Source organism: Streptomyces sp. IMTB 2501, from assembly GCF_001953885.1.
Taxonomy (GTDB): domain Bacteria; phylum Actinomycetota; class Actinomycetes; order Streptomycetales; family Streptomycetaceae; genus Streptomyces.
Window position 1 is genome coordinate 606003 of record NZ_MQUS01000001.1, and the last position, 16849, is coordinate 622851.

General features: G+C 71.9%; 15 protein-coding genes. 7 read left to right on the top strand and 8 right to left on the bottom strand.

Going from position 1 to position 16849, the window contains the following annotated elements; translation table 11 throughout:
• Positions 1-336 precede the first annotated feature (336 nt).
• On the bottom strand, positions 337-945 hold the full coding sequence (locus AV521_RS47455; RefSeq protein WP_256725393.1) for an ATP-binding protein: 609 nt from the start codon (positions 943-945) through the stop codon (positions 337-339).
• Positions 946-1409: 464 nt separating this feature from the next.
• Between AV521_RS47455 and AV521_RS02900 the strand changes: the two genes are divergently transcribed.
• The 4 genes from AV521_RS02900 to AV521_RS02915 all read left to right on the top strand — a co-directional run bounded on the left by AV521_RS02900 (position 1410) and on the right by AV521_RS02915 (position 4459).
• Entirely contained in the window at positions 1410-2285 is an 876-nt protein-coding gene (locus tag AV521_RS02900) for a helix-turn-helix transcriptional regulator (protein ID WP_076083507.1), read from the top strand.
• A 55-nt stretch (positions 2286-2340) separates the two neighbouring features.
• Positions 2341-3156, top strand: a complete 816-nt coding sequence (locus AV521_RS02905; RefSeq protein ID WP_076083509.1) for an SAM-dependent methyltransferase — start codon at positions 2341-2343, stop codon at positions 3154-3156.
• 116 nt (positions 3157-3272) lie between these two features.
• On the top strand, positions 3273-3758 hold the full coding sequence (locus tag AV521_RS02910; RefSeq protein WP_076082797.1) for an SRPBCC domain-containing protein: 486 nt from the start codon (positions 3273-3275) through the stop codon (positions 3756-3758).
• A 200-nt stretch (positions 3759-3958) separates the two neighbouring features.
• A complete protein-coding gene (locus tag AV521_RS02915; protein WP_076082800.1) occupies positions 3959-4459 on the top strand; it encodes a hypothetical protein in 501 nt (166 codons plus the stop codon).
• Between the two features lie 74 nt (positions 4460-4533).
• Here the strand turns inward: AV521_RS02915 and AV521_RS02920 are convergent, their stop codons facing one another.
• The 6 genes from AV521_RS02920 to fae form a co-directional block, all read right to left on the bottom strand.
• Complete coding sequence (locus AV521_RS02920) at positions 4534-5688, bottom strand: PP2C family protein-serine/threonine phosphatase (protein ID WP_076082802.1); 1155 nt, start codon at positions 5686-5688, stop codon at positions 4534-4536.
• A 135-nt stretch (positions 5689-5823) separates the two neighbouring features.
• A complete protein-coding gene (locus AV521_RS02925; RefSeq protein WP_076082805.1) occupies positions 5824-6981 on the bottom strand; it encodes an iron-containing alcohol dehydrogenase in 1158 nt (385 codons plus the stop codon).
• Positions 6982-7038: 57 nt separating this feature from the next.
• On the bottom strand, positions 7039-7974 hold the full coding sequence (locus tag AV521_RS02930) for an NAD(P)-dependent oxidoreductase (RefSeq protein WP_076082808.1): 936 nt from the start codon (positions 7972-7974) through the stop codon (positions 7039-7041).
• Positions 7975-8050: 76 nt separating this feature from the next.
• The gene (locus AV521_RS02935) at positions 8051-9562 is read right to left on the bottom strand and encodes an aldehyde dehydrogenase (protein ID WP_076083512.1); all 1512 of its coding nucleotides are present in this window, start codon (positions 9560-9562) and stop codon (positions 8051-8053) included.
• A gap of 5 nt (positions 9563-9567) precedes the next feature.
• A complete protein-coding gene (locus tag AV521_RS02940) occupies positions 9568-10680 on the bottom strand; it encodes a mandelate racemase/muconate lactonizing enzyme family protein (RefSeq protein ID WP_076082811.1) in 1113 nt (370 codons plus the stop codon).
• Complete coding sequence (gene fae, locus AV521_RS02945) at positions 10677-11252, bottom strand: formaldehyde-activating enzyme (RefSeq protein WP_076082814.1); 576 nt, start codon at positions 11250-11252, stop codon at positions 10677-10679. The genes AV521_RS02940 and fae overlap by 4 nt, the downstream gene beginning before the upstream one ends.
• Positions 11253-11495: 243 nt before the next feature.
• Here fae and AV521_RS02950 point away from each other — a divergent pair, with 243 nt between their 5' ends.
• The 3 genes from AV521_RS02950 to AV521_RS02960 all read left to right on the top strand — a co-directional run bounded on the left by AV521_RS02950 (position 11496) and on the right by AV521_RS02960 (position 15328).
• Positions 11496-12281, top strand: coding sequence for an IclR family transcriptional regulator (locus tag AV521_RS02950; protein WP_256725394.1), 786 nt, complete (start codon positions 11496-11498; stop codon positions 12279-12281).
• A gap of 129 nt (positions 12282-12410) precedes the next feature.
• On the top strand, positions 12411-13889 hold the full coding sequence (locus AV521_RS02955; RefSeq protein ID WP_076082819.1) for an NAD-dependent succinate-semialdehyde dehydrogenase: 1479 nt from the start codon (positions 12411-12413) through the stop codon (positions 13887-13889).
• 77 nt (positions 13890-13966) lie between these two features.
• The gene (locus AV521_RS02960) at positions 13967-15328 is read left to right on the top strand and encodes an MFS transporter (RefSeq protein ID WP_079249086.1); all 1362 of its coding nucleotides are present in this window, start codon (positions 13967-13969) and stop codon (positions 15326-15328) included.
• Between the two features lie 69 nt (positions 15329-15397).
• On the opposite strand, the gene AV521_RS02965 is transcribed toward AV521_RS02960, so the two are convergent.
• The gene (locus tag AV521_RS02965; RefSeq protein ID WP_076082824.1) at positions 15398-16387 is read right to left on the bottom strand and encodes an aldo/keto reductase; all 990 of its coding nucleotides are present in this window, start codon (positions 16385-16387) and stop codon (positions 15398-15400) included.
• Positions 16388-16849 lie beyond the last annotated feature (462 nt).

A 16849-nucleotide genomic window follows, 5' to 3' on the forward strand; every position in this document is an offset into this window, starting at 1 on the left:
AACCGCCTGCCCCGGACCGCTTCACCCCGTTCGGGGTCTTCCGATGGCGCAGGCCAGGGGCAAGCCGTCGCCGTCCGGAAACCGTTCACCCCACTCCGCCTCGCTCCACCTCACTCCGCTCGGGCCGTTCCGATGGCCGAGGCCAGGGGAGTGCCGTAACGGGCGCTGGGGCGTTCGGGGTCAGTCGGCCTGTTCCTGGGAGCCGGGCTTGGGGCGGGTGCGGGTCCAGGACGGGTCGGCGGACGGGGTGGGGACGGGTGCGGTGTGGCGCATGGGAATCCTTCGGACGAGTGGGGGATGGTCCGGGGGCGGTGCGGTAGGGCGGCGGACGTGGTGTCAGTCGTGGCCGGACGGCAGCTCCGCCCAGACGACTCGGGCGGGCCGGCCGGGTATCGGCGTCACACCCCAGTCGAGGCTCAGCGCGTCGACCAGCAGCAGTCCGCGTCCGTGCTGGTCGTCGGGTCCGGGGCGGCGGGCCGTCGGCAGCGCGGGGCCGCCCTGCCGGTCCTCGATCTCGATCCGTATCCGGTCCGCCGTGTCGTGCAGCCGGCAGGCGATCCGGTCACCGGCCGTGTGCACAAGGGCGTTCGTGACCAGTTCCGAGGTGACCAGGACCGCGTCGTCCAGGGGACCTTCCGGTACCTCCCAGGCGGTGAGCAGTTCCCGTACGACACGGCGGGCCGTGCCGACGGCCGTCGGCCGGCTCGGCAGATCGAAGGCGGCGGCGCGGGGCAGCGGGACCCCGGAGGCGAGCCGGTCGGGGCCGACGGGCCCAGGGAGTCGACCGAGGCGCTCGCCTCCGGGTGGTCTCAGGACACCGGCCGGAACCGGCGGCCGGTGCGCAGGACGCTCGGCGCTGTCCGGCACGGGCCAGGTCCGCCCTGCGCCGTCCAGGGCCTGGCGGGGCCGGTCCGGCTCGGCGGAAGCCTGTTGACGGTGTGTCACGGAGTCCGGTGCCCGGTCCGGGCCGTCGTCCGTGGAGCGGTGCTGGCGGGGTGCCGCGGGCAGGCGCAACGGGCCGGCGGCCAGGGGTGGTTCCCCGGGTGATCGATGGAGCGGTCGGGGGAGGGAGGGCGGAGCCATCGCCGTGCGCCTTTCGTCCGGCCTCACGTGGGGGGGGTGTCGGTTCCGGGCCGACCGCTCGCGCAGCAGACGACACACCGCCTACGACGAGGCCGTAGTGCGGCCCGGTCTCCCCCCCAACCCGGCCGCGCCGCCTGCTCCTTGGTCGGTCGGAGCAGTAGGTCCACTGTGGCATCCGCCGACAACGCTCCGCAACCGGCAAGTTGAAATTTGCAAGTGGCCAAGTGCATGCTGCTTCGGCCAGAACGTGATCGAATGGGTCGGGAAGCGATCGTGGGCGACGGTGTCGACCGTGTCCTGGGCGACCCGTTGAGGGGGGTGTGGGTGTGACCGCGGAGACCGACTGGGGCGGCGCCCCCTCCGTCCTGCGCATGATCCTGGGCCGGCAGCTGGAGGAACTGCGCACCCGCGCCGGCCTCAGCTACGACGAGGCCGGCGCCGCCATCGGCGTGAGCCACTCCACGATCCGCCGCATGGAGGCCGCCAAGGTGGCCCGGCTGCGGCTCGCGGACGCCGAGAAGCTGCTCCAGGTCTACGGCGTCAGCGACCAGGACGAGATCGACACCTTCCTGCAGTCCGTGCGCGAGGCCAACAAGCGCGGCTGGTGGCACACCTACCGCGATGTGATGCCCGACTGGTTCGCCGCCTATCTCAGCCTGGAACAGGCCGCGTTGCAGATCCGCGCCTACGAGAACCAGTTCGTGCACGGCCTGCTGCAGACCGAGGACTACGCCCGCGCCCTGCTCGGCGCCGAGAGCCCGCACGCCTGTGCCGAGGCCACCGAACGCCGGGTCGCGCTGCGCATGCGCCGCCAGGAGCTGCTGGCCCGCAAGGCGCCGCCCCGGCTGTGGGTGCTGATGGACGAGACCGTGCTGCGCTGGCCGGTCGGCGGACCTGAGGTGATGCGGGCGCAGATCGACCACCTCGTCGAGGTCAGCCGGCTGCCCCATGTGACCCTGCAGCTCATGCCGTTCGCCCATGGCCCGCACCCGGCGATGCGGGCGGGCGCCTACCACCTCTTCCGGTTCCGGGCCCGCGAACTGCCCGACATCGTCTACCTCAACGGCCTGGTCGGTGCCGTCTATCTCGACAAGGCCGGCGACGTCGTGGTCTACCGGGAGGCGCTGGACCGGCTCGGCGCCCAGGCCGCGCCCCCCAAGAAGACCGAGTCCCTGCTGTGCGCGATCCGCAAGGAGCTGTGACGCACCTGCCCGTACGCAAGTCCCCGCCCCCGAAACCCGAATGGGAGACACGGCGTTGCCCGACAACGGATGGCCGGCCGACCGGATCGACACCGAGAACGCCCACTCAGCCCGCATCTACGACTACATCCTCGGCGGAAAGGACTACTACCCCGCCGACCAGGACGCGGGCGACGCCATGGCCCGGGAGTGGCCCGCGCTCCCGGTCCACATGCGCGCCAACCGCGACTGGATGAACCGCGCCGTGCGCTGGCTCGCCGAGGAGGCGGGCATGCGCCAGTTCCTGGACATCGGCACCGGCATACCGACCTCGCCCAACCTGCACGAGATCGCCCAGGCCGTGGCCCCCGAGTCCCGGGTGGTCTACGTCGACAACGACCCGATCGTGCTCACCCTCTCCCAAGGCCTGCTGGCCAGCGCGCCCGAGGGCCGTACCTCGTACATCGAGGCCGACTTCCGCGACCCGGCGGCCATCCTGGACGCCCCGGAGCTGCGCGAGACCCTGGACCTGGACCAGCCGGTCGCGCTCACGGTCATCGCCATCGTCCACTTCATGCTCGACGCGGACGACGCGGTCGGTGTCGTACGCCGGCTGCTGGAGCCGCTGCCGTCCGGCAGCCACCTGGCGATGTCCATCGGCACCGCCGAGTTCGCGCCCGACGAGGTGGGCCGGGTCGCCCGTGAGTACGCGGCCCGCAACATGCCGATGCGGCTGCGCACCATCGACGAGGCCCACGCGTTCTTCGAGGGCCTTCAGCTGGTCGAGCCGGGCATCGTCCAGGTGCACAAGTGGCACCCCGACGGCACCGGCGAACAGGGCATCCGCGACGAGGACATCGCGATGTACGGCGCGGTCGCCCGCAAGCCCTGACCGACGACCGGCAGGCCCGCACAGACCCGGGGCCGGGGTCCGCACCCACCTCCCGGACCCCGGCCCCGCCCCTTTCGTACGGCGGGACCGGCAGCCCCGACCGGTAGCGTGAGCCCGTGTACGCCACCCGAGTCTCCCGGCGCGTCCAGGCGCCGCCGCACACCGTCTACCGTGCCCTGACCGACCCGGACGCGATCGCGGCCTGGCGCGTCCCGGCCGGCATGAGCGCCCGCGTCCACACCTTCGACGCCCGGGAGGGCGGCACCTTCCGGGTCTCGCTGGCCTACGACGACGAGACCGCCCCCGGCAAGTCGGGCGAGCACACGGACATCTACCACGGCCATTTCGCCCGACTCGTGCCCGACGCCCTGGTCGTGGAGGTGTTCGCGTTCGAGACCGACGACGACGCCATGCGCGGCACCATGACCCTGACGACCACGCTCACAGCGGCCGACGGCGGCACGGACGTGGAGATCCGGCACGAGGGCGTCCCCGACGCCGTCCCCCGCGAGGACAACGAGCGGGGCACCCGGATGGCCCTCGACCACCTCGCCCGGTTCGTCGAGGACCCGCCCGCGCGCCGGCCGCCCCAGGGGGAATGACAGGGCCTGTGAGGCGGAATGACCGAAAGAGCGTCGAAATCCGTCCGGAATTCAGCCCAACCTTCCGGCTGTCTCATGTTCCGCGAATGGCGTGGAAAAAAAGCGGAGAGAAGCGGAACCGGTGCAAGGGAAATGCGGTCTTAAAGGCCGTCGACGGCCGGGATCGGCCTGGTCGTAACGAAACCGGGGGAATGAGAAGTATGTCCGTTCGGAGTCGTAAGACCCTGTTCACCGCCGTGGCCCTGGCCGGCGGACTCACCCTGGCCGCCGTGACGCCCGCCCTCGCGGGAACCACCGCGAACGACACCACCCGCGCCGCCGACGTGACCTCCGCACAGGGCGACCCGCGCAATGCCACCCAGCACGTGGCCGATTTCTACGGTGCCTACATCGACGCGGTCTGGGCCACCGACGACAAGTCCGCCGGTGACGCCGCCAAAGCGCTGCGGGCCTTCTACCTCTCCGCCGACGCCCAGAAGAACGTCGCCGCCTTCGAGAAGAAGGAGCACGCCGACGGCATCCTCTTCGCCCAGAACGTGCCGGTGAAGTGGAAGGTGACCCGCACCGGCTCCGGATCCGGCCACGCCACCAGCCGCGTCACGCTCACCTGGGGCGACGGACCGCACGCCGAGGTCAGCACCATCGACGTCCAGTCGAGCCTGAAGACCCTGAAGATCACCGACCTCAAGTCGGTCCGCTGACCGGGGGCGTGCGTCCCGCCCCGCCCCACCCGGGGCGGGGCGCACGCCTGCCGCCAGAGTCGGGGAGGCCGTCCTCACCCGTGCCGGAGGGTGTCCGCGTCGGCGGCCCGGCCGTGGTGGTGGCGGCGCCGGTCCACGGCCGTGCGGTGCAGCGCGATGAGGGCGGCGTCGTCGCCCAGCCGGCCCCCGGCATGGGTGAGCAGATCGCGCCGCACATGGTGCATCAGCGCCTCGGGGCTGTCGTCGGTCCAGTGCATCGCCCGCTCGGCGAGCGGATAGAACCGGCCTCGGGCGTCCCTGGCCTCCACCACGCCGTCGGTGTAGAGAAGCAGGGTGTCACCGGGCTCGAAGGAGAACACGTCCAGCGTGTGCTCGCTCGGAGCGTGCACCCCGAGCGGCGGCGAGGGGTGCAGGCTCGGCACCGTGACGGCGTGGCCGGGGCTCAGCAGCAGCGGCGGCGGATGGCCGCAGCTGGTCATCCGGGTGACCGGATCCCGGTCCGGGATCTCCACCAGCAGCGCGGTGGCGAACCGCTCGCCCGCCTCCTCCGGTGTCTCCAGGTCCGCCGCGTAACGGGTGACGCTCTGCTCCAGCACGGCGGCCAGCTCCGCGAGCGGGATGTGCCGGTGCGCGCTCTCCCGGAACGCGCCGAGCAGCAGGGCGGCCTCGCCGATGGCGGACAGGCCCTTGCCGCGCACGTCTCCGATCAGAACGCGTACCGCGCCGTCGGTCCGGGTCGCCGCGTACAGGTCGCCGCCGATCTGCGCCTCGTCCTCGGCGGCCAGATACAGCGAGGCGATCCGCAGCGGGCCGATCTGCTCGGGCAGCGGCCACATCAGTACGTGCTGCGCGGCCTCGGCGACCGTGCGGACCTGGGCCAGCTGGGCCTGTCGGCGCTCGCGCAGGGCGCTGTAGACGACCACCAGCACCGACAGCACCGCGAGGGTGATGATCTGCACGACGTGGTTCGTGGTGCCGATCCCGCCATGGGTGATCCCGATGAGGATCTGGGCGGCCAGGGCGAGCGCCCCGATGGCCGCCGTGGTCCGCGGACCGGCGATCGAGGGCGTGAGCGCCGGTGCTATCACCAGGGCCGGACCCAGGTGGACGCTGTACGGGGTCTGCATGTCCACCACCGTGATCACCACGATGAGCGCGACCGGGAGCAACAGCAGAGCGCGCGTCGGCTGCCACGGCTGCCGCGAAACCGCCCAGAGCCGGGGTCCCATTCCTACAGCGTGCTCCCGGGCCGGGCACGACGCACGTCAGCGCATGGCCGGGGCCTGGTCATCGCGACCGCGAGGGCGGCGCTTTCACGTGTGAGGGCACCGCCGCCGTCGCGTCCCGGCTCGGTGCACCCGGGTTCAGTACACCTGGGTGAGGATCTCCAGCACCTCCCGCTCCCGCGGCAGCCGCGGCGCGTTCTTCGTCACCGCGTCCGCCACCGCGCCCGCCGCGACGGCCGGCAGCAGGGCGCGGCCGGCGCCCAGCGTGTGCAGGGGGCGCTTGACGTCCAGGGTGCCGGACAGCTCCCGTACCGCCGTGACGGCCGCCCGTGCCCAGTCGCCGTCGGCGGGCGGTGGCACCCGCAGGGCCCGCGCCGCCTGCTCGTAGGCCCCCGTCGCCGCCGGTGCGCTGAACTCCATGACCTCCTCCAGGACGGCGGCCAGGGCGACGCCGTGCGGGGTGCCGGTGTGGGCGGTGAGCGCATGCCCGATGCCGTGGACCAGGCCGAGGCCGGACAGGGTCAGGGCCTGGCCCGCGAGATGCGCGCCCATCATCAGCTCGGCGCGGGCGTCGAGGTCCGAGCCGTCCCGGTGAGCGAGCGGCAGGGCATGGCCGATCATCGCCACGGCCTGGGTGGCGTACGCCAGGGAGAACGCGTTGGCGCTGCGCGAGGCCAGCGACTCGATGCCGTGGACGAGTGCGTCGATGCCGGTCGCGGCCGTCGCCGCCGGCGGCAGGCCGAGCGTCAGCTCCGGGTCGAGCAGGGCGATGCGGGGCTTGACGGACGGGTGCCCGATGTACACCTTGCGGCAGGCGGCCGCGTCCTCGATGACACCGAATCCGTTGGTCTCCGCGCCGGTCCCGGCGGTCGTCGGTACGGCGATCAGGCGCAGTCCGTCGGCCGCCTCCCAGAGGCGGTCGGCGTCGGCGGCGACCGCGTCCGGATTGCCCACCAGCAGGGAGATGCCCTTCGCGGCGTCCAGCACCGAGCCGCCGCCGAGCGCGACGACCACCGCCGGACCGAAGGAGCGGGCCCGGGCGGCGCCCGCGTCGACGTTCCCGGTGGCCGGATTGGGCGCCACCTCGTCGTACACGGCGTACTCCACGCCCGCCACGTCCAGGATCTTCAGCACGCGCTCGGCGACACCGGCCGCGCGCAGTCCCCGGTCGGTGACGACGAACGCGCGGTGGTGACCGGTGTCCGCGATCAGTTCGGGCAGCAGCTCGATCCGGCCGGGGCCGAACTCGACCCGGCAGACGGTGTCGAGACTCAAGGGGGTGAAGCTGTCGGTCATGGGGTGCGGCTCCTGACGGAAGTCATGGCGTGCGGCTCCTGGGAGGACTCGATGGCGTCAGACCGTGAGGGGGGTGGCGTCGAGCGCGGCGGCCGGCGAAGGCAGCCTGAACTCCCGCCCGGCCAGCTCCTCGTAGAGCCGTACCGGGCTCATCTCACCGGCGAGGTCGCCGTGCCGTGCCTTGGCGCGGCGGTAGATCTGCTCGACCAGCGCCGACAGCTCCGCGGAGACGTTCAGCTCGCGGCCGAGGTCGACGGCGAGGCCCAGGTCCTTGCAGGCCAGCGTCATCGCGAAGGAGTCGTCGTAGTCGCCGTCGGCGAGCACGCACATGATGTCGTTCTCCAGGAAGTGCGACGCGGCGGGCGACGCGAGCAGGGCGCCGCGCAGCACGCCCAGATCGACGCCCGCCCTGACTCCCATCGCCAGCACCTCGCTGGTGGCGACCAGATGGCTGAACCACAACAGGTTGATCATGAGCTTGACCGTGTAACCGGCGCCGAGCGGGCCGACGTGCAGCACCCGGTCGGGGTCGCCGAGCGTCTCGAAGACCGGCAGCGCGATCCGGAAGTCGTCGCCCGCGCCGCCCGCGAAGATCTGCAGCGTGCCCGCCTCGGCGCCCCGCGCCATCCCGCTGACCGGAGCGTCCAGCCGGCGTACCCCGCGCGCGTCCAGCACCTCGGCCGCGACCCGCTCGGCGGCGGCCGGAGTGGACGTCGACATATCGATCCACAGCGCGCCCTCGGGCAGCGCCTCCGCGGCCCCGCCGCGCAGCAGCACCTCCTCCACGATGCGCGGGTTGGGCAGCATGGTGATCAGGAACTCGGTGTCCTGGGCGCAGCCGGCGGGGGTGTCCGCCCAGCGCGCGCCGAGCGCCAGATGCTCGGCGGCGGCCTCGGGCCGGGTGTCGTGCACGGTGACCAGATGTCCCGCGTGGATCAGGTGCCGGGCCATGTGGCGTCCCATGTTGCCCAGGCCGATGAAACCGATCCTCATCAGTTGTCCTCGCTGAGATGAGAGAAGAGATACGGAGAGATAGGGAGATGAGACGCGGGAGTGCGCGTTCGCCCGGTCAGGCGAGGTCGATCCACGTCGTCTTGAGCGCCGTGTACGCGTCCAGCGCGTGCAGGGACTTGTCGCGGCCCGCCCCGGTCGCCTTGAAGCCGCCGAACGGGGTGATGACGTCGCTGGCGTCGAAGGTGTTGATCCACACGGTGCCGGCCCGAAGCCGCCGCGCGGTGCGGTGGGCGACGGTCACGTCCCGAGTCCACACGGAGGCGACGAGCCCGAAGTCGGTCTGGTTCGCGAGCCGTACGCCGTCGTTCACGTCACCGTCGTACGACACCACCGCGAGCACCGGCCCGAAGATCTCCTCCTGCCCGACGACCGAGGTGTTCGCCACCCCGTCGAGCACCGTCGGCTCCACATAGCTGCCGCCGGTCTCGGCCAGCACCCGGTTCCCGCCGAGCAGCACGGTGGCCCCGTCGGCGGCGCCGCGCTCGATATAGCCGAGGATCCTGGCGAGTTGGGCCTCGTCCACGACCGGGCCCAGCACGGTGGCCGGGTCGAGCGGGTCGCCGACGCGGAAGGTGCCGTCGGTGATCCGGCGTACGGCGGCGAGGAGTTCGTCCTTGACCGACGCGTGGACGACGACCCGCGAGCCCGCGTTGCACGTCTGCCCCGCGTTGTAGAAGATGCCCCAGGCCACGGCGGAGGCGGCGGCCTCGATGTCGGCGTCCGCCAGGATCAGCTGGGGCGACTTGCCGCCCGCCTCGACGGCGATCTGCTTGCCGTTGGACTCGCCCGCGTACACCTGGAACAGCCGGGCCACCTCCGCCGAGCCGGTGAAGGCGATCTTGTCGACCTCCGGGTGCCGGCCCAGCGCCTGCCCGGCCACCTCCCCCCGCCCGGGGACCACGTTGAACACACCGTCCGGCAGTCCCGCCTCGGTGGCGAGCGCGGCCAGCCGCAGCGTGCCGAGCGAGGTCTGCTCGGCCGGCTTCAGCACCACGCTGTTGCCGGTGGCGAGGGCCGGGCCCAGTTTCCAACCGGCGATCAGCAGCGCGTAGTTCCACGGGACGACGGCGCCGATGACGCCGAGCGGCTCCCGGGTGATCAGTGCGAGCGCGTCACCCGGCGTGGGAGCCACCTCGTCGTACGTCTTGTCGATCGTCTCCGCGTACCAGGCGATCGTCTCCGCCGTCCTGGCCACGTCCACGCGCAGCGACTCGGTGATCGGCTTTCCCATCTCCAGCGTGTCGAGCAGTGCCAGCTCCTCGGCGTTCGCCAGGATCAGCTCCGCCCAGCGCAGCAGGATGCGCTTGCGCTCCTTCGGCGCGAGGTCGCGCCAGCGGCCGTCCTCGAAGGCGGTACGGGCGGAGCGTACGGCCCGGTCGACGTCCTCGGCCGAGGACGCCTGCACCTCGGCCAGCACCCTGCCGTCGCGCGGGGAGGTACTCGCAAACACCGCGCCGGACGCGGCGTCCGTGAACACGCCGTCGATGAACGGGCGGGTCTCGAAGACGAGTTTGTCGGCCGTCGCCCGCCACTCGTCGTACGAGCGCGTCAGCAACTCCTCGATCATGTACGTCACTTCAACCTCCAGCGATCGATCGCGTCCTCGTCCAGCTCCACGCCCAGCCCCGGCTTGTCCGGGACCTCGAGACAGCCGTCGGCGTCCACGCGCACCGGCTCGGCGAGCATGAAGTCGCGGCGCTCGGGGGTCCAGCCGGGCGGGTCGTAGGGGAACTCGAAGTACGGGCCGCCGCCGACGCCCGCCGACACATGCAGGTTGGCGAGCACTCCGATGCCGTTCGTCCAGCTGTGCGGCGTGAACTGACGGTGCTTCAGCTGGGCCAGCTCGGCGAGGGTGCGGGCGCGGTGCATGCCGATCGCGAGGACGACGTCCATCTGGTAGACGTCGAGGGCGTCCTCCTCCAGACAGCGCAGCAGCTCGGGCACCGAGTGATGCATCTCGCCGGCCGCGATGCGCACCCCCGGGTTCTCGGCGCGCAGCAGCTTGAACCCGTCCAGGTCCGCGTACGGCAGCGGCTCCTCGACCCAGAACACGTCCAGTTCGGCGAGCCGGGCGACGATCTTGCGGGTCCTGGCCAGGTCGGAGGCGTTCGCGGTGTCGCCCGCCATCCGCCAGGACTGGTTGAGGTCGACCATGATGTCGAAGTCGTCACCGAGTTCCTCGCGCACAGCCCGGACCGCCGCGATGCCCTCGTCGACGCGGTTCCGGTCGATGCGGATCTTCATCGCCCGGAACCCGGCCTCGCGCACCTTCAGCGCGGCCGCGACCCGCTCCCCGGGGGACTTCAGCTCACCGGAGGAGGCGTACGCGGGCAGCTTCTTCGCCGCGTTGCCGAACAGTTCGGACACCGGCCGGCCGTGCACCTTGCCGATGATGTCCCACAGCGCGGCCTCCAGCGGCCAGTAGGGGGCGCCATGGAAGCTGGCCGTCTCGATGGCCTTCACATGCCGGGTGACGTCGAGCGGGTCCTCGCCGACGAACAGGTGCTTGTAGGTGCCGAAGCCGTCCATGAGGTCGCCGGAGCCGATGCCGGTGATCCCCTCGTCGGTGTGCACCCGCACGATGGTGGCGTCGAAGTGGCGGCGCGCTTCGGGGTCCCAGGCCGCCCGGAACGGCGGGTCCAGCTCCAGACGCAGCCGGTCGAGCGCGATGTCCGTGATCTTCACTGGGCGAGCACCTCCGCGGACGGCGTGTAGAACGGGTTCGCCGGGCCCTGCTTGGCCGCGTCCAGTACGTCGGCCACCGAGGGTGCACCGGTCACCGCGGCTCGCACGGCGCCGTACGCCGCCGCCCGCTGGTTGCGGAAGGAGACGTCGAGGTCGTCGACGCCGGGGTTGACCCAGACGGCCGCGATGATCAGCAGCTCGTCGGCCTTCTCGGCCGGGATCAGGCCCTCCGTCACCGCGTCGAGGACGCCCTGCGCCAGACCCGCCTGGGCGCTGCCCCAGGTGGCCCGCTCGTGCAGTTCGCCCCGGGCGGCGGCCTTGGTGACGAACAGGGTGGCCGGCCTGACCGGCACCGACGGCCGTACGACCGTCAGGAACGGCACATGCCCGGCGCTCGGCGTGGCCAGCGCGGTCGCCCAGGCCGTCTCGACCGGGCCGCCCCCGCGGCCGATCACGACGTTGGTGTGCGCGGCGTTCACGCCGTCACCGACGAAGGACTCGCCGATCAACGCGGTCGCGGCAAAGGCATCGGCGGATGAATCCGGCGCGGCACATGAATCCGGGGAAGGCATCGGAACTCCAGGACCTTCGGTGGCGGGGTTCGACGGGCGAACCAGGACGCGAGCGGGCCGGAACCGCACATCACGCGCGAACCTCGCATTCGAGGCGGTTCCTCCGGCCCGATGCGGCGAATCTAGGTCCGTCACCTGCCGTCGGCAAGGCGGTCCCGGGAATCGAAATGCCGGTTGCTCTCCGGACAACTCAAGCCCTGACCTGGGGGTTCACTGCGGGTTCGGCGTGCCTAGGATGGCGCCGTGACGGACACCCCCATGGCGCGCGGGCACGGTCTGCGCCGGGACATCGATCTGCTGGAAGCCCTCGCCTCCGACGAGGCGCAGCGCGCCGGAGGCCTCGGTGTGGTCCGCCTCGCCCAGCTCGTCGGCCGCGAGAAGACCCAGATCTCCCGCGCCCTGAAGGCCCTGGCCGCCGAGGGGATCGTCGAACGCGACCCGGACACCCTGGAGTACCGCCTGGGCTGGCGGCTGTTCTCGCTGGTCGCCCGCACCTCCGAGAGCCGGCTGGTGCGCGTCGCGGAGCCGGTCATGCACGCGCTCTCGGCGGACCTGGAGGAGACCAGCCACCTCTGCGTCCTGCACGACCGCGAGGTGCTCACCCTGCTGTCGGTCTCCGGGCACTCCTTCCGCGTCCACGGCTGGGAGGGCCGCGGGGTGCCCGCATGGCGGCTGTCCGCCGGCCGCGTCCTGCTGGCCGACGCCACCCCGGACGAGCTGTACGTCCGCTTCGGCACGGCGGGCGAGATGCCGGTGCCCGAGCTGTGGTCGCTGATCCAGGAGGCCGGACGGCGCGGATACGCCCGGGTCAGCGAGGAGTTCGAGGCGGACCTGGTCGGCGTGTCCGCACCGGTACGGGACTTCCGCGGCCGGGTCGTCGCCGCGCTGAACATCTCCGCGCCCAAGGCCCGCCTCGGCGACCGGCTCGACGAGGCCGGGCGTACGACGGCCCGAGCCGCGGCCCGGGTGTCCGCGCTGCTCGGCTTTGAGCCGCGCCCCGTGCCGCTGCCCCGGAAGACGCCTCTGTGAGAGGCGAGTTGCCCTCACAGCAACCCCCGTTGCGATCCGGCTGAGTGGCCTTGTCGGCCGTATGACGCGCTCGTAAATTCACCGCGCATCGGACGGAACCCCGTCCGGGACGGAGGAAAAGAGCAGCTCATGAACCTCGCCGGCATCGACACCCTCGCGGGGGCCCCGCTCGCCGACGGTGATGTGTTCCTCGGCGGCCACTGGCTCCCGGCCGTCGACGGCCGGACGTACCCGGTCTACGACCCGGCCACCGGCGAGCCGGTGCGCTGGGTGTCCGACGCCGGCGCCGGGGACGCCCACGCGGCGCTGGCCGCCGCCGAGAAGGCCGCGGCCGGCTGGCGGGCCACCCCGCCCCGGCGCCGCTCGGAGATCCTGCACGACACCTTCCGGCTGATGACCGAGCACCGCGGCACACTCGCCGACCTGATCGTCCGGGAGAACGGCAAGGCCCGCCGGGACGCCCTCGCCGAGGTCGGCTACGCGGCCGAGTTCTTCCGCTGGTTCGCCGAGGAGGCCGTCCGTATCGGCTCCTCGTTCGGCGACGCGCCCGGCGGCGGCTTCCGGCACGTCGTGCGCCGGCACCCGGTCGGCGTCACCGCGTTCGTCACCCCATGGAACTTCCCGGCCGCCATGGCCACCCGCAAGATCGCCCCGGCCCTCGCGGCCGGCTGCCCGGTGCTGCTGAAGCCTGCCCCCGAGACCCCGCTCACCGCACTCGCGGTCGCCGCCCTGCTGGCCGCGGCCGGTCTGCCCGACGGCCTGCTCAACGTGCTGCCCACGGACCGCGCCCCCGAGGTCGTCTCCGCCTGGCTCGGCGACGAACGGGTCCGCAAGTTCTCCTTCACCGGCTCCACCGCCACCGGCAAGGTCCTGCTGGGCCAGGCCGCCGCCAACGTCGTCAACGTGACCATGGAACTAGGCGGCAACGCGCCCTTTGTCGTCTGCGCTGACGCCGATGTCGACGCGGCCGTGCGCGGGGCGATGGACGCCAAGATGCGCGGCGGCGGCGAGGTCTGCATCGCCGCCAACCGGTTCTACGTCCACGAGGCCGTCGCCGCCGAGTTCACCGCGAAGTTCGGCGCCGCCATGGCCGCCGTACACACCGGGCCCGGCGCCCAGGAGGGCGTCACCCTCGGCCCGATGATCAACCGTGCCGCCGTCGACAAGATCCGCTCCCTCGTCGACGACGCGCTCGACCGCGGCGCGCGGATCGCCGCGCAGGGCACCGCCCCGCGCGGCCCCGGCTTCTACCACCCCGCGACCGTCCTCACCGACGTCCCCGACGACGCCCGCATCCTCCACGAGGAAGTCTTCGGCCCCGTCGCCCCGCTCACCACCTTCGCCGACGAGGACGAGATGGTGGCCCGGGCCAACGCCACCGTCCACGGCCTCGCCGCCTACGTCTACTCGCGCGACGCCGGCCGCGCCCTGCGGCTGGGCGAGCGCCTGGAGGCGGGGATGGTCGGCGTCAACCGGGGCCTGCTGTCCGACCCGGCCGCGCCCTTCGGCGGCGTCAAGCAGTCCGGACTCGGCAGGGAAGGCGGCCGCGAGGGCATCGAGGCCTTCCTGGAGACGCAGTACATCGCCCTGGACTGGCCCACCGCCTGACCCACCCCCGTTCTTCACCCATCCCTGCCGGACCTCCCCACACCCCGGAACCGCCCGTCCCCAGACAAGGACCGCTCATGGCAACGACGCCTACGACTGAACACCAGTTCGACATACCCGGCATGCCGGTGCCGACGGACCTGCTGCGTGAACGCCGCCGCCTGCACACCAAGTTGAAGCTCGCCACACAGATCGGCGAGGGCATCGACGGCTACATCATCGGCGGCATCGGCATGGCCATGGGCGCCCTGACCACCGATCTGCACTTGTCCACCGTGATGGAGGGCCTGGTCGGCGCCTCCCCGCTGATCGGCATCTTCGTCGGCGGACCGCTCTTCGGCCGGCTCGCCGACCGCTACGGCCGGCGCCCGGTGTTCCTCGTGGACATGCTGGTCTTCCTGGTCGGCTCGGTCCTCCAGTTCTTCGTCGCCGACGGGCTTCAGCTCTTCCTCATCCGGCTGGTGATGGGCATCGCCATCGGCGGCGAGTACGCCATCGGCGCCCCGCTGCTGTCCGAGTACGCGCCCCGCAAGGGCCGCGGCCGACTGCTCGCCAGCCTGGAGATCAGCTGGTACGTCGGCTACGCGCTCGCCACCGTCGTCGGCGCCGTCTTCGCGGATGTCCACGGCGGCTGGCGCTACACCCTGGCCAGCAGCGCGGTCATCGCCCTGGTCTGCGTGGCACTGCGCGGCGGCATCCCGGAGTCGGCGCGCTGGCTGCTCAGCAGGGGCCGCCGCGAGGAGGCCGAGCAACTCATCGCGCGCTACGGCATCGACATCGACGTCACCGCCGAGCTGGCGGAGACGGCCGAACCCCAACGGCAGGGCCTGCGCGCCCTGTTCAGCCGCCGACACCTGCGCAGCACCGTCTTCGCGAGCGTGTTCTGGGCCGCGCTGGTGCTGCCGTACTTCGCCATCGGCACCTTCTGGACCCAGGTCTTCACCGCCCTGAACATGGGCGACAACGCGGTCGCCGCGCTGCTCGTCTACTCCTTCACCGCCGTCGCCGGGGTCACCGCCGGCTGCCTGGTCGTCGACCGCATCGGCCGGCGCAAGCTGCTGATCCCGCCGTTCTGGATCACCGCGGCCGCGCTCGCCGTGGTCGCGGTGTGGCCGAAGTCCACGCCGGTCATCGTCGGCGGCTTCCTGTTCTTCATCTTCCTCAACGCCGCCTCCAGCGCGCTCACCGCCGTCTACCCGCTGGAGGTGTTCCCGACCTCGCTGCGCGCCACCGGAGTCGGCTTCGCCAGCGCGATGAGCCGTGTCGGCGCGGCCATCGGCACCTTCCTGCTGCCGATGGGCCTGAACCATTTCGGCGCCCGCTTCGTCCTGCTGGTGGGCGCAGCGGTCCTGGCCCTGGGCGGTCTGGTCTCCCACTTCCTGGCTCCGGAGACCACGGACCTGGACCTGGCGACTGCGGCGCGTACAACAACACCCTGAGGGGCGCGGGGAACTGCGCGACCGGCCAAAGAACCCGCAGCCACCAGAAGCCAGTTCCCCGCACGACACTCAGCGATTGACCGCCCGCATCCCAGCCTCGTCATACCGGTCGCCCGCCACCGCGGGCAACTCCGCGTCGATACGCGCCAATTCCTCCTTGCTCAGCTCGATACCCACGGCACCGGCGTTCTGTTCGAGGTAGGTCCGCCGCTTCGTGCCCGGGATCGGCACCAGGTCCTCCCCCTGGGCCAGCACCCAGGCGATGGCCAGCTGAGCCGGCGTCACGTCCTTCTCGGCGGCGATCTCCTTCACCTTCGCCGCGAGCCGCAGATTCGCCTCCAGGTTGGCGTCCGTGAAGCGCGGGTTGTTGCGCCGGAAGTCGTTCTCGTCCAGCTCGTCCGGGGAGGTGAAGCGGCCCGCGAGGAAGCCACGGCCGAGCGGCGAGTACGGCACGAAGCCGATGCCCAGCTCCCGGCAGGCCGGCAGCACCTCGGCCTCCACGTCCCGCGTCCACAGCGAGTACTCGCTCTGCACGGCGGTGATCGGGTGCACGGCGTGCGCCCGCCGGATGGTCTCCGCGCTCGCCTCGCTCAGCCCGATGTGCCGCACCTTGCCCTGCCCGACCAGTTCGGCCAGCGCGCCGACCGTCTCCTCGATGGGCACGTTCGGGTCGACCCGGTGCTGGTAGTACAGGTCGATGTGGTCGGTGCCCAGCCGTTGCAGCGAGCCGTGGACGGAACTGCGCACATGCTCGGCCGAGCCGTCCTGCCGGCCGATCGTGCTCATGTCGCCCGGTACGGCCTCGTCCATCCGGTAGTTGAACTTGGTTGCGATCACGTACTCGTCGCGGTGTCCCCGGATCGCCTCGCCGACCAGCGACTCGTTGGTCAGCGGGCCGTACACCTGGGCCGTGTCGAGGAAGGTGACCCCGAGCTCCAGGGCCCGCCGGATGGTCGCGACGCCCTCCTCCTGGTCGGCGGAGCCGTAGAAGGCGGACATGCCCATGCATCCGAGGCCGATGGCCGATACCTGGAGGTCCCGCAGACTGCGCTTCTGCATGTGATGTGCCAGCCTTTCCTGCACACTCGATCGTCGTGGGTACGGCACGGGGCCGAACGTCTGCGACGCTACGAGTTGGAGCGCTCTCGAAGTCAAGGCGAGCTGCTCCGGATGGCGGAGAAGGAGTTCCCCGACTGAGCTGTACAGGAGCCTGTATGGGAGGACGGATCCGAAGGGGTCGAGGTTGCCTCCCGCACCCCGGATTCCGCCGCCGCGCACCTGTGGGCCTTCCCACACCCGTGTGCTTTCGCAATGGATCTTGACGCCCGCCTCCCGGCTCGCTGAACTGTCACCGATCGGGCCTCACCCCCACAGAGGCCCACACGGGGGGAGGGACCGGACGCGTGACCGCAGGCGGGAAGGGCGGCTGAGGCGGGACCGTCGCACTCCGTGCGCAGGGGTGCGGTGGCGGGGCAAGATCCGTACATCTGTACGATGACGTTTCAAACGGGCGGATGACCA

Bases quoted from the DNA above. Each gene is read 5' to 3' on its own strand.
- AV521_RS02925 (WP_076082805.1), bottom strand. From the start codon at position 6,981: ATGACCGACAGCTTCACCCCCTTGAGTCTCGACACCGTCTGCCGGGTC.
- AV521_RS02920 (WP_076082802.1), bottom strand. From the start codon at position 5,688: ATGGGACCCCGGCTCTGGGCGGTTTCGCGGCAGCCGTGGCAGCCGACG.
- fae (WP_076082814.1), bottom strand. From the start codon at position 11,252: ATGCCTTCCCCGGATTCATGTGCCGCGCCGGATTCATCCGCCGATGCC.
- AV521_RS02930 (WP_076082808.1), bottom strand. From the start codon at position 7,974: ATGAGGATCGGTTTCATCGGCCTGGGCAACATGGGACGCCACATGGCC.
- AV521_RS02955 (WP_076082819.1), top strand. From the start codon at position 12,411: ATGAACCTCGCCGGCATCGACACCCTCGCGGGGGCCCCGCTCGCCGAC.
- AV521_RS02965 (WP_076082824.1), bottom strand. From the start codon at position 16,387: ATGCAGAAGCGCAGTCTGCGGGACCTCCAGGTATCGGCCATCGGCCTC.
- AV521_RS02915 (WP_076082800.1), top strand. From the start codon at position 3,959: ATGTCCGTTCGGAGTCGTAAGACCCTGTTCACCGCCGTGGCCCTGGCC.
- AV521_RS02960 (WP_079249086.1), top strand. From the start codon at position 13,967: ATGGCAACGACGCCTACGACTGAACACCAGTTCGACATACCCGGCATG.
- AV521_RS02935 (WP_076083512.1), bottom strand. From the start codon at position 9,562: ATGATCGAGGAGTTGCTGACGCGCTCGTACGACGAGTGGCGGGCGACG.